This window comes from Oribacterium sp. NK2B42 (genome assembly GCF_000424445.1).
Classification (GTDB): Bacteria; Bacillota; Clostridia; order Lachnospirales; family Lachnospiraceae; genus Oribacterium.
The window spans coordinates 1-15,068 of the sequence record NZ_AUJX01000005.1 but is presented as its reverse complement, the minus strand read 5'-3'; the positions used below and the strand labels follow the sequence as shown (position 1 = coordinate 15,068).

General features: G+C 46.1%; 10 protein-coding genes and 3 tRNA genes. All 13 read right to left on the bottom strand.

Going from position 1 to position 15,068, the window contains the following annotated elements; genetic code table 11:
* Positions 1-371: 371 nt before the first annotated feature.
* The 13 genes from G625_RS0102175 to G625_RS0102115 all read right to left on the bottom strand — a co-directional run bounded on the left by G625_RS0102175 (position 372) and on the right by G625_RS0102115 (position 15,065).
* Positions 372-4,124, bottom strand: coding sequence for a phosphoribosylformylglycinamidine synthase (locus G625_RS0102175; protein ID WP_029199814.1), 3,753 nt, complete (start codon positions 4,122-4,124; stop codon positions 372-374).
* A gap of 341 nt (positions 4,125-4,465) precedes the next feature.
* A complete protein-coding gene (purD, locus tag G625_RS0102170) occupies positions 4,466-5,731 on the bottom strand; it encodes a phosphoribosylamine--glycine ligase (protein ID WP_029199813.1) in 1,266 nt (421 codons plus the stop codon).
* Between the two features lie 123 nt (positions 5,732-5,854).
* Positions 5,855-6,445: a phosphoribosylglycinamide formyltransferase gene (purN, locus tag G625_RS0102165; protein ID WP_029199812.1), complete on the bottom strand. Its 591-nt coding sequence runs from the start codon at positions 6,443-6,445 to the stop codon at positions 5,855-5,857.
* A gap of 21 nt (positions 6,446-6,466) precedes the next feature.
* Complete coding sequence (locus tag G625_RS0102160) at positions 6,467-7,651, bottom strand: phosphoribosylaminoimidazolecarboxamide formyltransferase (protein ID WP_029199811.1); 1,185 nt, start codon at positions 7,649-7,651, stop codon at positions 6,467-6,469.
* Between the two features lie 132 nt (positions 7,652-7,783).
* Positions 7,784-8,509 carry an IMP cyclohydrolase gene (locus G625_RS0102155; protein ID WP_044931297.1) on the bottom strand — a complete coding sequence of 242 codons (726 nt, stop codon included), beginning with the start codon at positions 8,507-8,509 and terminating at the stop codon, positions 7,784-7,786.
* Between the two features lie 238 nt (positions 8,510-8,747).
* Positions 8,748-9,797 (bottom strand): phosphoribosylformylglycinamidine cyclo-ligase, encoded by a 1,050-nt coding sequence (gene purM, locus G625_RS0102150; RefSeq protein ID WP_029199809.1) that lies wholly within the window; start codon positions 9,795-9,797, stop codon positions 8,748-8,750.
* A gap of 112 nt (positions 9,798-9,909) precedes the next feature.
* Positions 9,910-11,409, bottom strand: a complete 1,500-nt coding sequence (purF, locus tag G625_RS17945; RefSeq protein WP_044931295.1) for an amidophosphoribosyltransferase — start codon at positions 11,407-11,409, stop codon at positions 9,910-9,912.
* 141 nt (positions 11,410-11,550) lie between these two features.
* Positions 11,551-12,042, bottom strand: a complete 492-nt coding sequence (purE, locus tag G625_RS0102140) for a 5-(carboxyamino)imidazole ribonucleotide mutase (RefSeq protein ID WP_029199808.1) — start codon at positions 12,040-12,042, stop codon at positions 11,551-11,553.
* A gap of 58 nt (positions 12,043-12,100) precedes the next feature.
* Positions 12,101-12,259 (bottom strand): hypothetical protein, encoded by a 159-nt coding sequence (locus tag G625_RS22235; protein ID WP_156884995.1) that lies wholly within the window; start codon positions 12,257-12,259, stop codon positions 12,101-12,103.
* A 149-nt stretch (positions 12,260-12,408) separates the two neighbouring features.
* Positions 12,409-14,505 carry a molecular chaperone HtpG gene (gene htpG, locus G625_RS0102130; protein ID WP_029199807.1) on the bottom strand — a complete coding sequence of 699 codons (2,097 nt, stop codon included), beginning with the start codon at positions 14,503-14,505 and terminating at the stop codon, positions 12,409-12,411.
* Between the two features lie 313 nt (positions 14,506-14,818).
* Positions 14,819-14,892: transfer RNA gene (locus tag G625_RS0102125), tRNA-Ile, on the bottom strand.
* 23 nt (positions 14,893-14,915) lie between these two features.
* Positions 14,916-14,988: transfer RNA gene (locus G625_RS0102120), tRNA-Thr, on the bottom strand.
* 4 nt (positions 14,989-14,992) lie between these two features.
* Positions 14,993-15,065 (bottom strand) — tRNA-Asn (locus G625_RS0102115).
* Positions 15,066-15,068 lie beyond the last annotated feature (3 nt).

The window sequence follows — 15,068 nt, the reverse complement described above, 5'->3', positions numbered from 1 at the left end:
GACCCATGGTTCCATTGAATAAAAAAATAACTTCCGCATAATGCGGAAGTTGAGGGATTACATGGGGATCAGAGAAAGTCGGTAATATGCAGGGTGTCAGGCTGACGATTGCAAAGCCTCATGATAGGTTCCGACAGAAAGAACAGCACCACTCCCAGAATCACCGATAGAATAATGGCAGTTTTCAGGATCGTGTGAAAATAGCGGGAATTGCAATATTTATAAATTCTTTTATCTTATCGCTGCTTATTTCTCTCATTTCTCATATCCTGAACAGCCTTATATCCGGAAAGGTCTCATATCTGGACCCGGGATGATCATGCTCTCCTGCACTCCGGTAAATCCGGAGTACAGGTAATGAGTTTATTATATCATTCAAAATACTCTTTTGCTGCCTTGAAGAGACCCATATCGTAATTTCCGGGTACATTCTTGTAGAGGCTGTGCCCCCATCTCTCGGCATGTCCCATCTTACCCAGCACTCTTCCGTCAGGTGAGGTGATACCCTCAACCGCATAATAAGAGCCGTTGGGGTTGTACTGGATGTCCATAGTCGGGTGGCCACTGAGATCCACGTACTGAGTTGCGATCTGACCGTTTTCAACAAGCTTTTTGAAAAGCTCCGGCTCGCAAATGAAACGTCCTTCACCATGTGAGACAGGAACACTGTAGATGTCACCCGGCTCAGAATCCTGAAGCCATGGAGACATATTGGAAGCGATCCTGACATTAACAATCTTTGACTGGTGACGGCCGATGGTGTTGAAGGTAAGGGTCGGGCAATGCTCATCAGTATCCCGTATCTCACCAAAGGGCACAAGACCAAGCTTTATAAGTGCCTGGAAACCATTGCAGATACCAAGCATGAGACCGTCTCGCTTTGTGAGCATATCCATGGTAGCTGTTTTTACTGCTTCATTTCTGAAGAAAGAGGTAATGAATTTAGCGGAACCATCCGGCTCATCTCCGCCTGAGAAACCGCCCGGGATAAAGATAAGCTGTGACTCTTCGATACGCTTTGCAACTTCATTGACAGACTCTGCGATATCCTGCTTTGTCATGTTTCTGACTACAACTATTTCAGGCTCAAGACCTGCATCAGCCATAGCCTTTGCGGAATCGTATTCACAGTTGTTGCCAGGGAACACAGGGATAAGAACCTTCGGCTTTGCAACCGATACAGCAGGTGCAACCCAGTTCTCCTCTGTGTAATCAGCTATTGTAACATCAGCCTCTTCCGGCTCTGCATCCTTATCAAGATTCATGTTGCACTTAAATACCTTCTCAAGCTTATCCTCGTAAGCCTCACAAAGGTCTGAAAGCTTCAGAACCTCGTTATTGTAACGGATCTCCGAATCTTCTGTTGTCTCACCGAGGTCAGCAACTATGATTCCCTTATCCTTAAGCTCAGATGCTGCATAAATCTCATCAAGAGTAGACTTCTCATTAAGCTCGAGGATGAAGCTTCCGTACTGATATCCGAAGATATCCTGAACTGAAAGGCTTCCGGCAAATGCGAAGCCGAAATCATTACCCATGCACTGCTTGAGAACTGCTTCAGCTGCGCCTCCGTAAGTCGGTGTGTAAATGGAAGCAAGCTTTCCGTCTGTCACGAGCTTATGAACATAGTCGAAAAGTGTAAGGAGACTTTCCTTTGTGGGAAGCTCATTTCTGTACTCAGGCTTCAGCCATAGTACCTTGTGGGTCGCACCCTTGAATTCAGGACTTGTGATGTACTTCGCATCCTCTGTTGTGATGGCGAAGGAAACAAGTGTTGGAGGAACATCCAGCTTCTCAAAGGTTCCGGACATGGAATCCTTACCGCCGATGGCAGCGATTCCGAGGTCGAGCTGTGCATCAAAGGCACCGAGAAGTGCCTCAAGAGGCTGTCCCCAACGTGTGCTGTCATGACCCGGCTTTCCGAAGTACTCCTGGAAAGTAAGGTAAGTGTCCTCGAAGCCGGCACCTGCTGCGATAAGCTTTGCGGCAGACTCAACTACTGCAAGATATGCACCCTTATAGCAGTTCTTCTCAGTGATGAAAGGATTGTAGCCGTAAGCCATAACCGAGGTGTCATCTGTGTGACCCTTCTCAACGGATATCTTTGCGGCCATTGCCTGTATAGGTGTACGCTGATGCTTTCCGCCGAAGGGCATCAGTACTGTTCCTGCACCGATGGTAGAGTCGAAACGCTCGCTGAGACCTCTCTTTGAGCAGACATTGAGATCCTCTGAAAGAGCTGTCATGTTCTCACTGAAGCTGCCCTTAACCTCCCGGTAAATGCTTTCGCCGGCAGCAGCCTTGACTGTAATGTGCTTCTCTGCACCGTTTGAGTTAAGGAAGTCACGTGACAGATTGATAATGTCTTTGCCGTTCCAATGTGCGATAAGTCTGTTTGTATCTGTTACCGTGGCAACATGTGTAGCCTCAAGGTTTTCCTCATGGGCAAGCTCCATGAAACGATCCATATCCCCGGCTTCAACAACTACAGCCATTCTCTCCTGTGACTCTGAGATGGCAAGCTCTGTTCCGTCGAGACCTTCATATTTCTTGGGAACCTTGTTAAGGTCAATGTCCAGGCCGTCTGCAAGCTCACCGATGGCAACGGAAACTCCGCCGGCACCGAAATCGTTGCAGCGCTTGATAAGTCTTGATGCCTCTGCATTACGGAAAAGACGCTGAAGCTTACGCTCTTCGGGAGCATTACCCTTCTGAACCTCTGCGCCATCCTTCTCAAGAGACTCAACATTATGTGACTTGGAGGAACCGGTTGCACCGCCGATACCGTCACGGCCTGTACGACCGCCAAGGAGAATGACTACGTCCCCGGCAGCAGGCACTTCGCGGCGGACATTCTCTGCGGGAGCGGCAGCAACGACTGCACCTATCTCCATGCGCTTTGCGGCATAGCCCGGATGATAGAGCTCGTCTACAAGACCTGTTGCGAGACCGATCTGGTTGCCGTAGCTTGAGTAACCGTCAGCAGCTGTGGTAACAAGCTTTCTCTGAGGAAGCTTTCCTGTCATGGTGTCCTTAACGGAAACTGTAGGATCGGCAGCACCGGTCACGCGCATTGCCTGATATACATAGGATCTTCCTGAAAGAGGATCGCGGATAGCACCGCCGATACAGGTTGCAGCGCCACCGAAGGGCTCGATCTCGGTAGGATGGTTGTGGGTCTCGTTCTTGAAAAGAAGGAGCCAGTCCTGGGCTTCGCCGTCCACCGTAACCTTTATCTTAACGGTGCAGGCATTGATCTCCTCAGACTCATCAAGCTTCGGAAGCTTTCCTTCCTTCTTGAGAACCTTGGCAGCAAGAGTTCCGATATCCATAAGGTTGATGGGTTTTGTGCGGTTAAGCTCCTTGCGGGAATTAATGTAACGCTCCCAGGAAGCCTTGAGCTGCTCATCTTCAAAGGAAACATCATCTATGGTTGTAAGGAAGGTTGTATGACGGCAATGATCTGACCAGTAGGTATCGATCATGCGGATCTCAGTGATGGAAGGATCACGATCCTCTGTTTTGAAATAATTCTGGCAGAACTTAAGGTCATCCAGGTCCATTGCCAGTCCCATATCCTTCAGGATATCCTTGAGCTTATCCTCAGAAGCTGTGATAAAGCCGTTAAGTGTATCAACAGACTCAGGGATATCATACTTGACATCCAGGGTGTCGAAGGTTTCGAGGGAAGCCTCTCTTGCCTCCACAGGGTTGATGACATACTTCTTAATGTCGGCGATCTCCTGATCTGTGAGGTTTCCGTAGAGAAGGTAAACCTTGGCGGAACGAACCTTTGGACGGTCTCCGGTTGTAAGGATCTGTATGCACTGGGCAGCTGAGTCGGCTCTCTGGTCAAACTGTCCCGGAAGGAACTCTACAGCAAACACATAGGCATTCTTATGCTCGGGAAGCTCTGCGTAAACATTATCAAGCTGAGGCTCACTGAGAACCAGACTTGTAGCCTTTTCAAATGTTTCTTTATCCAGTCCCTCAACATCGTAACGATTCAGAAGACGTACGTCTGTGAGATTCTTAATGAGTAGTATGTGGCGGATGTCATGGCGAAGTCCCTGGGCCTCGTGACGGAGGCCTTCCTTTTTCTCAACATAAACTCGATTTACCATTTGTTTCTCCTTATATTTGTGTTGGACCGTCCGGAAAATGTTCGGGATGTGCGCCGGCCCACGAGATACGAGGAGAAAATGCCATTGAAATGCGCTACGCGCAGGCATTTTCGTTTGATTTCGGCTTACGCCGAAACAGCCTCGCCGCCTGGGGGCATCAGCATTTCTTACGAAACGCTGATGAATCTCGCAAGCCTAGTCACCCATCCCGAACATTTTCCTACACTGTGTCGGGCGGTAAAATTAAATATCTGATACATCATAGCTATCATGCTAACTTGGTATTTCTACGATGATGCAGTTATAGAATGTGTAGATATTTATTATTTGATGTACTGATGTTAGTGAAGAGCCTTCAGTGCCCTTTGACCGATGTCTTTTCTCATGTGCATATCTTTGAAGGTGACCTTCGCTGCACTATCGTAGGCCTTGTCGATGGCTTCTTTGAGGGTGGGGGCGATTTCCACTACGCCTAGGACGCGGCCGCCGTGGGTGTAGAGTTTGCCGTCCTTCAGGTCAGCACCTGCGACGAAGACATTATCCACTTCATCAATGCCGGTGATTTCGTAGCCGGACTTGTAGGAAAGGGGATATCCGCCGGAGGCTTCTACGATGCAGCAGGCAGCGCCGGACTTCCACTTGACTTCAGTTTCGGCAAGTGTGCCGTTGGTTGTGGCCTGCATGATGGTGAGAAGGTCAGAGTCCAGAAGGGGAAGTACAACCTGAGTCTCGGGATCGCCGAAACGGCAGTTGTATTCGATAACCTTCGGGCCATCCTTTGTGATCATGAGACCGAAGTAGAGACAGCCTTTGAAGGTTCTGCCTTCTTTGTTCATGGCCTCGATGGTAGGCTTGAATATTTTCTCCATGCACTCTGCTGCTACGCTGTCTGTGTAGTAAGGATTCGGTGCGATGGTGCCCATGCCTCCGGTGTTGAGACCCTCGTCGTTGTCATTTATACGCTTGTGATCCATGGATGAGATCATGGGAACCACAACGTTTCCGTCTGTGAAGCTGAGAACGGAAACCTCAGGACCCTCAAGGAACTCCTCGATCACTATCTGGTCGCCGGAAGCTCCGAACTTCTTTTCCTCCATGATGGTTTTTATGCCGTCAAGTGCCTCTTCCCGGGTCATGGCGATGATGACGCCCTTTCCGAGAGCGAGACCGTCAGCCTTGATGACTGTAGGTATAGGACAGGTTTTAACATACTCCTCTGCCTTTTCGATGTCATTGAAAACCTCGTAAGCGGCAGTAGGAATGTTGTATTTTTTCATAAGGTTCTTGGAGAATACCTTTGAACCCTCTATGATGGCAGCCTTGGCCTCAGGTCCGAAAGCAGGGATGCCTGCTTCCTTGAGAGCATCAACAGTGCCGGCAACAAGTGGATCATCCGGAGCCACAACCACATAGTCAAGAGCCTCCGACTTGCAGAAATCAACAACGGCAGTCACATCAGTTGCCTTTATATCAGGAACACACTCTGCGTCCTTTGCGATACCTCCGTTACCCGGAATCGCATAAATCTTCTCGATAGAAGCATTTTTCTTTAATGTCTTAATGATGGCGTGCTCACGACCTCCGCCACCTACAACACCAATCTTCATAACTTACCTCCGAAGTCATATACAGGTCTGGTTGATCCGACAGGGATATGACTTTAAGAATGGGAGAAAATGCAGGAGTGGGCAGGCGCCCGCTTGAGCATCTTCTCAGTCTGTTTAATTACTTTATGCCTTCGCTTCCCGGATTTCACGGCTCATCATCTCAGCAGCCTTCGGAAGCAGCTTCCATTCAGCCTGTTCCATGACTCTCTTCTGAAGCACCTCGGGAGTATCACCGGGCTCAATGTCTACAGCCTTTTGAAGCAGGATGCGTCCGCCATCCGGAATCTCGTTTACAAGATGAACCGTGGCACCGGTAACCTTAACTCCTCTGGCGAGAGCCGCCTCATGAGGCTTAAGTCCGTACATACCCTTTCCGCAGAAACTCGGAATCAGTGAAGGGTGGATGTTAATGATCCTGTCCGCATATTTCTTTGTAAAAGCCTCACTAAGAATTGTGAGATATCCCGCAAGGATGATAAGCTCAATCCCGTTCTCATCAAGAACCTTTATGAGCCTCTCCTCATCCTTCTGAACAACTTCGTGCTTTATCCCTGCATTATCCGCTCTCTCAAGAGCATATATTCCGGGTTTCGATCCAACCACCAAAGTGATTTCCCCATCAGGAATCTCGCCCCTCTTCTCCGCATCGATCAGCGCCTGCAGATTCGTTCCGCCCCCACTGACCAACACCGCAATCTTCGTTTTTTCTTTCATATATTTTTCTCGACCCATTTATTAGTGGTGGAACAACCTCATACCGGTGAAGCAAACCACCATGTTGTATTTGTCTGCGGTATCAATAACGTGATCATCTCTGATTGATCCGCCCGGCTCAGCCACATAAGACACACCGGACTTACGTGCACGCTCGATATTGTCACCAAACGGGAAGAATGCATCAGAACCGAGAGCTGTACCTGTAAGCTTTCCGAGGTACTCCTTCTGTTCCTTTCTTGTGAAAGGTGTCGGCTGCTCAGTGAAGTACTGCTGCCATGCGCCGTCGCCGATGACATCCTCAAACTCCTCTGAGAGATAAACGTCGATAACATTATCACGATCGGCTCTGCGGAGACCATCCTTGAAAGGAAGATTCAGGACTCTGTCGCTCTGACGGAGATGCCAGTGGTCAGCCTTGTCGCCCGCAAGACGTGTGCAGTGGATTCTTGACTGCTGTCCGGCACCCACACCGATGGTCTGGCCATCCTCAGCGTAAGCTACTGAGTTTGACTGAGTATACTTAAGAGTGATAAGGGCGATGGTCATGTTGAGACGAGCTTCTTCAGGGATGTCCTTATTCTTTGTTACGATGTTTGCAAATGCCTCATCCGTAACCTTGTAGTCATTTCTGCCCTGCTCAAAGGTCACACCGAATACCTGCTTGTGCTCTGCGGCAACAGGCTTGTAGGAAGGATCGATCTTAATTACATTGTAAGCGCCCTTCTTCTTTGACTTAAGGATCTCAAGAGCCTCATCTGTATATCCCGGAGCGATAACACCGTCGGAAACCTCACGGTGAATGATCTTTGCGGTTGTGGCATCGCAGATGTCAGAAAGAGCGATGAAGTCACCGTAGGAAGACATTCTGTCCACACCGCGGGCTCTTGCGTAGGCGCATGCAAGAAGTGAATCATCGAGGCCCTCGATGTCATCCACGAAGCAGGCTTTCTTGAGCTTGTCGGAAAGCTTTCTGCCGATGGCAGAGCCTGAAGGAGAAACGTGCTTGAAGGATGCAGCAGCCACATGGCCTGTAGCTTCCTTAAGGTCGGAAACCAGCTGCCAGCTGTTAAGAGCATCCAGGAAGTTAATGTATCCGGGACGGCCGTTCAGGATTTCGATGGGAAGCTCGGATCCGTCATGCATGTAGATCTTTGCAGGCTTCTGGTTTGGGTTCATTCCATACTTTAATTCAAATTCTTTCATAGTGTTCTCCTCTGTAAACGCTGGATTATCTTAGTTTTTTCTGGCATAAGGATTTTAATCTGATCGGCTTCACCGCAGACTCAAATTTCATCATTTATTATGACGTAAAGATGTTAATTTGATTTGTCACTGTCAGTTTACCTTCTCAAATTTATTAACCATTTTATTTTCAATGCTTCTGCCGGTAACATCTATATAGCGAACATAAAGTGAGATTTTGTTATCTTCATTTAAGTTGTTCCAGATAAGCTGCTTAAGCTCCTCTGCTGTATTGGGGATGGCTACACGCTCAGGCTCACCCTCGAAGGTAGGGATAGGATTGCCATTCTCCTTGTAGGTGTGAATGAAATGTCCGAGACCATTCTGGAGTTTGTAGGAAAATGTATATCGCGCACAGTCTGTACCGTCAGCGTCCTGTGACTTAAGGATGGACATTTTGTAGCTTTCTGACTCGTCAAGGGTAACAACACCGCTGATTCTCGGAGTCCAGTTAGGACCGTCAGGCTCAAACTCTCTGGTCTCAAGAGCTTCCTCAAAGGTATTTCCGTCTTTCATAAAATCATAGATGGTATCCGTCTGATCGCCGTTAGTAACGATGAGGTTGTCACCGATCTTTCTTATGGGGCTGTAAATGATGAGGCTCGGATCCTCAACCTTGCTGGAATCAGCAGGATAAATGGTCACTGTGTCACCATCCTCTGTGAACACACGGTTTCTTGAGTTCGCTGAGCGACCCATAATGAAATATGCGATTGCGATGGATCTTCCATCCTCTGATTTACCTATAACGATACCGCGACCCGGATATTCGTTATTTTTCAGAAGCTCGCCAAGATTTGCTACATCATATGTTGCCATAATTTTCCTCCCAAAATCATAGATATAGGATGCATAGGACAGTATTCTGACCTTTGCATGTAAACATTAGATAATCGATAGATGCCTTTAACTTTAAGAAGTACTGATCTGATACTTAAAGAAATACAAGGTAAAGATCATACATCTGGATCTCTTCACCTATTAACGCTGTTTTTTGAGCTTTATATAGATGACACACAGATGCATATCTAACCGGCTATAGTATCAGGACTGAATACTATTCAAGAATTACCTTGTCCTCGGATTTAACAATTTCACCAAGGTGATATGCCTCAACTCCATTCGCTTTAAGTACCTCGATGGCCTTTACTTCATCCTCTTTAGCAACCACAACACTCATACCGACGCCCATGTTGTAGGTATTGAACATATCACGGGTTGAGATGTCGCCGGTCTTCTGAATGAGCTTGAATATAGGAAGAACCTTAACATCATCCATTTTTATCTTTGCACCGAAGCCGTCAGGGATGGATCTTGGGATATTCTCGTAGAAGCCGCCGCCTGTGATGTGGCTAATGCCTTTGACCGTAACATTCTCAAGAAGCTTTAAAATCGGTTTTACGTAGATGACTGTCGGAGTGAGAAGTGCTTCGCCGAGAGACTTTCCGTTAAGCCCTGCAAGTGGCTTTGTAAGTTCTTCTTTACTGATGTTATCGATATCGAAAACCTTTCTCACCAGTGAGAAACCGTTGGAATGAACACCGGAGCTTGGAAGGGCGATTACCACATCACCCTCCTTCATAGAGTTGTTGTCGATGATATTTTCCTTATCAACGATACCAACGGAGAAACCTGCAAGGTCGAACTCATCTTCAGGATAGAAGCCAGGCATCTCTGCAGTCTCGCCGCCTACGAGGGCACTGTCACTCTGTACGCAGCCCTCTGCAACACCCTTAACTATGTCTGCAATCTTCTCAGGAACATTCTTGCCGCAGGCAATGTAGTCAAGGAAGAAAAGCGGCTTCGCACCGCAGCAGATGACATCATTCACACACATGGCAACACAGTCGATACCAACAGTGTCATATTTCTCCATAAGGAATGAAATCTTAAGCTTTGTTCCTACACCGTCGGTTCCCGAAACAAGAACGGGGTGCTTATAACCCTCGGGAAGCTCGAACAGTCCGCCGAAACCGCCGAGACCCGAACAAACGCCCTCAGTCATGGTTCTTGCTACGTACTGTTTCATAAGCTCAACGGATTTGTATCCGGCTGTGATATCAACACCTGCATCCTTGTATGCTTCGCTATAGCTCTTTGTATTCATGATTACTCCTTTATATGAGGCGTCATTTTTTATATTCCAAAGGATTAAATCCTGACGCCATAGTTAAGCTTGTAAAAAAACGGATAATTTGATAAGAAATCAAAGTTTGCTATCAGTATTCAAACTTCTCGATATATTCACCTTCCGGAACTCTGTCCGAAGACTTAACGGTATGTCTGTCTTTCCAATCCTTTGAAATCTTCTCCTCAAAACGGTTCTTTGAAGTTACGGAAGGAATCTCAGTAGGATACTTTCCGTCGAAGCAGGCGGTACAGAAGCCCTTTAGGCCTGTGGGATCTGCTATCCTGATGACATTCTCAACTGATATATATCCCAGTGAATCGGCACCGATGATCTTTGCGGTTTCTTCCACCGAATGATGACAGGCGATGAGGTTGTCACGGGAGTCAATGTCTATGCCGTAGTAGCAGGGGTTCATAAATGGAGGTGCCGTTATACGCATGTGAACTTCCTTTGCTCCGGCTTCTCTCACTATGCGAACCAGACGTTCACTGGTGGTTCCGCGGACGATGGAGTCATCTACCAGGATCACACGCTTTCCTTCAATCTCGGATCGGATGGCGTTAAGCTTGATACGAACCAGATTTTCACGCTCAGTCTGACCCGGAGCGATGAAAGTACGACCGATGTATTTGTTCTTGAGAAGTCCGATACCGTAAGGAATTCCTGACTCTCTTGAATAACCGACTGCAGCGTCCAGACCGGAATCCGGTACACCTATGACTACATCTGCGTCAACGGGGTGTTCCTGGGCAAGAAAACGACCGGCCTGCACTCTCGCCTCATGAACTGAGGCACCGTCAAGAACCGAATCAGGACGTGCGAAATAGATATATTCAAAAACGCACATGGAGCGCTTTACTTTATTGCAGTGATCTTTTATAGAGCGGATTCCGTTGTGGTCTACAACTATGATCTCTCCCGGCTCTACATCCCGAACCAGCTTTCCGCCTACTGACTCAATGGCACAGGACTCACTGGCAAAAACCACGGAACCATCCTCGAGTTTTCCGAAACAGAGAGGATGGAAACCATGCTCATCTCTCGCCGCTATAAGCTTGGAAGGAGACATTATCACAAGAGAATAAGCACCATGCAGTTTATCAAGAGCGTTGTTGACAGCCTGCTCTATGGAACCGGTTTTGATACGTTCTCTCGTTATAATGTAAGATATAGCTTCTGTATCCGTAGTTGACTGGAAGATACAGCCGTTCATTTCGAGCTCTGAACGGAGCTCATAAGAATTTACAAGATTGCCGTTGTGACAAAGAGCCATACGGCCTTTTACATGATTCACAACGATAGGCTGAGTGTTGATACGATTTGTGATTCCGCTGGTTGCATAACGCACGTGACCAACAGCTATCTGACCGTTTCCGAGACGTTCTATCTCGCTGTTCGGCATAGCCTCACTTACGAGACCGAGTTCACGGCGGAAACGGAAAATTCCCTCATCGTTAACAACAATACCTGCAGATTCCTGACCTCTGTGCTGCAGGGCATAAAGTGCGTAGTATGTAAGACGCGCCAATGGTTTGGTGGTTTTTGAGTAAATGCCAAAAACACCGCACTCCTCATGAAGTTTACCCATAAATCTCCTTAATAATTAAAACTGTTATGTGGTTGATTAATGCTTACATCTTGTAAACATCTGTCAGCTAATGTGTACGCTCATTTTTAAACCGGTTTAAAAGTGGTTGCACAGTAGCTTTTAATGCAGATAAAGTGAAGATCAATTAAATTGAGCTTCTATGGCTGCGTTTTTTTCTATGATTTTTTTGTGATTTTCATCACGTTCGGCCTGGAGCTTTTCGGCAAGACTCTCATCTTCCACCGCAAGTATTTCTATTGCAAGAAGAGCTGCGTTCTTAGCTGTATTAACACCAACTGTGGCAACAGGAATTCCCGGTGGCATCATAACTGTGGAAAGAAGTGCATCCATTCCCTCAAGGACCTTGGAAGAACAGGGGATTCCTATGACAGGAAGTGTTGTGTTGGCTGCAATGGCACCTGCAAGATGTGCAGCCATGCCTGCTGCGGCAATGATGACACCAAAACCGTTCTTTCTTGCAGATTTTGAAAACTCGGCGGCTTCTTCCGGAGTTCTGTGGGCACTGTAAACATGTACTTCTACAGGAACCCCATAATCCTTAAGTACGGAAATGCCTTTTTCTACAACGGGAAGATCTGAATCGCTTCCCATGATGACAGCAACTTTTCTCATAATTCTCCTTTGACTTATGCACTAAAAAGGGGAACAGCATAAAGCTGTTCCCCTTAGGTTACACTATATTATTGATTGCATTACGGCAGATTACACTATTTCCGATGGAAATATCACACACGAAAACAGACTCACAGAAAATCGCAGGAAGAACAGCCTGACTTGAGGATACGAGGGCAGAATATGCTTTACAGTGAACAGTATCTAAAAATCCCATTCGCTTCATCCTTACAATTCCTTTCAACGTAATCTTGTAACGATAACACTCAAAATTATATTAAATGCAAATATTTCCGTCAAGACGGTAAAAGCGCTGTAATATTTCTGAATTTAAAACACTAATTTGGAATTATATTGCATTGACATTTATTCTGCCATCTTGAGAAGTATGTCATTTGATCTCTCAATGAACTGTGTCATCTCTTCTGCAGGAAGCGGTGACTGCTGGATTCTTGCAAGATCGTAAAGCTGTTCTGAAATGAGATCGATAGTCTCTTTCTTTGCCTCATCCTTGCCGTTCTCCATAAGATACTTTACAAGAGGATGCTCTGTGTTAAGGATAAGAGTTTCCTGAACCGGCATATCGGCCATACCCATGCCCTGCATAGCATACATCTTCATCATGTCGTTCATACGACGGCCTTCTTCTGAGATAGAAAGCATGGCTGCTGTCTTAGCCTGAGTCATCTTCTGAAGCTTAACAGTAAGGGTTTCCTTCTTTGTTGCTGTTCTTATTTCTGTTTCAAGAGTTTTTGACTGTTCGTCAAGGTTCTTCTGCTCATCCTCTGAAACTTCAGCCTTGAACTCATCGGTAAGGTCGGCATCGATTCTTCTGAAGTGAACCCCATGATTCTTTGCTTCAAGTTCTGAAATGAAAGGCTGATCGATACGCTCAGGAAGAACAACGGCATCTTTACCGGCTTCCTTAAACATTGCGATATACTGACTCTGCTGTACAGCATCGGTCACATAGTAGATAACCTTGTTCTTTTCCTTTTCGGCTTCTGCAGATTCCTTGTTGTCTTCGTCCTTTGTCTCGGAAGCTGCAGTGTTCTCTACGGTTGTTTCAGCTGAATCATTTGAAGCTGCGTCAGCATTATCACTCTCAGTATCAATCTTGTTTACTTCAAGACACTCAGGAAGAGCAAGATACTTTCCGTTGATGTCCTTGAAGAGGATGTAGTCTGTCATCTTCTTGCAGAATTTCTCGTCACGGAGACAGCCATACTTAATGAATGGTGCGATATCATCCCAATACTTCTCGTAGTTCTCACGATCCACCTTGCACATTCCGGAAAGCTTATCGGCAACCTTCTTTGTGATGTAGTCAGAAATCTTCTTAACGAAGCCGTCATTCTGAAGCTGGGATCTTGAAACATTGAGAGGAAGATCCGGACAGTCGATGACACCCTTAAGGAGCATCAGGTACTCAGGGATAACTTCCTTAATGTTATCTGCAACGAACACCTGGTTGTTGTAGAGCTTGATGGTTCCTTCGGCAGACTCGTATTCCATATTGATCTTAGGGAAGTAAAGAATACCCTTAAGGTTATATGGATAATCCATATTGAGGTGGATCCAGAACAGAGGCTCTTTGTAGTCGTGGAATACCTTGTGATAGAAATCGATGTAATCTTCCTTCTTGCACTCACTTGGAGATTTTGTCCAAAGCGGAGTTGTATCATTAAGAAGAACAGGACGCTTCTCGATCTTTACCTTTGCAGGTGTCTTGGTTTCCTTGCCATCCTTGTCGGTTTCTGTCTTCTCAGGGATTTCCTCAAGAACAACGTCAGTATCGTTCTTCTTATCAGCATCAATGGTCTCTGTATCCTTTGGAAGCTTTGTGATATAGATCTCAACCGGCATGAAAGAACAGTACTTATCAATAATCTCTCTCATCTCCCATTCATTGTCATACTTGAGACAATCATCATTGAGATGAAGGGTGATAACTGTTCCGATATCAGTCTTATTTCCTTCGGTTAATTCAAAATCAGTACCGCCGTTGCAAACCCAGTGAACAGCCTTTGCACCTTCTTTATAAGAAAGAGTATCGATCTCAACCTTATCAGAAACCATAAACACACTGTAGAAACCAAGTCCGAAGTGACCTATGATCTGATCGTCATTGGCCTTGTCCTTATAGGTATTGATGAAATCGGTTGCACCAGAAAAAGCAATTTGATTAATGTATTTATCAACTTCTTCTTCCGTCATACCGAGACCGTTATCTTTGATGGTCACTGTACGCTTATCGGAATCAACGATAACATCGACTCTGCCTTTGTAATCAGACGGTTTTGTAAACTCACCGATAAGGCTTAATTTTTCAAGCTTTGTGATAGCGTCACAGGCATTGGATATTACCTCTCGAACAAAAATATCCTGATCGGAATACATCCATTTTTTAATGATTGGGAATATATTCTCAGAATTAATTGATAATGAACCTTTCTTAGACATGTAAACACCTCTTTTTTCTAAAATCGATAGAATGTAGTATATCACCGTTATTAGCACTCTGCAAGCCGAGCTGCTAACAATTCATAATTAATTCACATTCGATATAACAGTTCAGCCGGTGAGCCCCGTCCCCATGGTTCACCGGCTGAACTGTTACCATTCATTCGATATAAAAGAAGAAATCGAGTAGGGGAAAGAATCTTCTGCTCAGTTCTGGGGTGTCTGCCAAAAGAATACTCGTGCGAACATGCTATGAAATTAGTGACCTAATTGTAAAAATAAAAAAAGAGATGACCTGAATCATCTCTTGGAATGGAACCGCGGGGACTCGAACCCTGGACCGATCGGTTATGAGCCGACTGCTCTAACCAACTGAGCTACGGTTCCATCATCTTGATTTACAAGATAAAAGCCGGGATTCGGACTCGAACCGAAGACCTACTGATTACAAATCAGTTGCTCTACCAACTGAGCTATACCGGCATAACTCCTCCAGTTGGACTTGAACCAACGACACCGCGGTTAACAGCCGCGTGCTCTACCGACTGAGCTATGAAGGAATA

What these genes read in the sequence shown, in the direction of transcription:
- G625_RS0102155 (WP_044931297.1), bottom strand. Translation starts at nt 8,509, where the DNA reads ATGGCAACATATGATGTAGCAAATCTTGGCGAGCTTCTGAAAAATAAC.
- G625_RS0102160 (WP_029199811.1), bottom strand. Translation starts at nt 7,651, where the DNA reads ATGAAAGAATTTGAATTAAAGTATGGAATGAACCCAAACCAGAAGCCT.
- purM (WP_029199809.1), bottom strand. Translation starts at nt 9,797, where the DNA reads ATGAATACAAAGAGCTATAGCGAAGCATACAAGGATGCAGGTGTTGAT.
- purN (WP_029199812.1), bottom strand. Translation starts at nt 6,445, where the DNA reads ATGAAAGAAAAAACGAAGATTGCGGTGTTGGTCAGTGGGGGCGGAACG.
- G625_RS0102175 (WP_029199814.1), bottom strand. Translation starts at nt 4,124, where the DNA reads ATGGTAAATCGAGTTTATGTTGAGAAAAAGGAAGGCCTCCGTCACGAG.
- purF (WP_044931295.1), bottom strand. Translation starts at nt 11,409, where the DNA reads ATGGGTAAACTTCATGAGGAGTGCGGTGTTTTTGGCATTTACTCAAAA.
- htpG (WP_029199807.1), bottom strand. Translation starts at nt 14,505, where the DNA reads ATGTCTAAGAAAGGTTCATTATCAATTAATTCTGAGAATATATTCCCA.
- purD (WP_029199813.1), bottom strand. Translation starts at nt 5,731, where the DNA reads ATGAAGATTGGTGTTGTAGGTGGCGGAGGTCGTGAGCACGCCATCATT.
- purE (WP_029199808.1), bottom strand. Translation starts at nt 12,042, where the DNA reads ATGAGAAAAGTTGCTGTCATCATGGGAAGCGATTCAGATCTTCCCGTT.
- G625_RS22235 (WP_156884995.1), bottom strand. Translation starts at nt 12,259, where the DNA reads ATGGGATTTTTAGATACTGTTCACTGTAAAGCATATTCTGCCCTCGTA.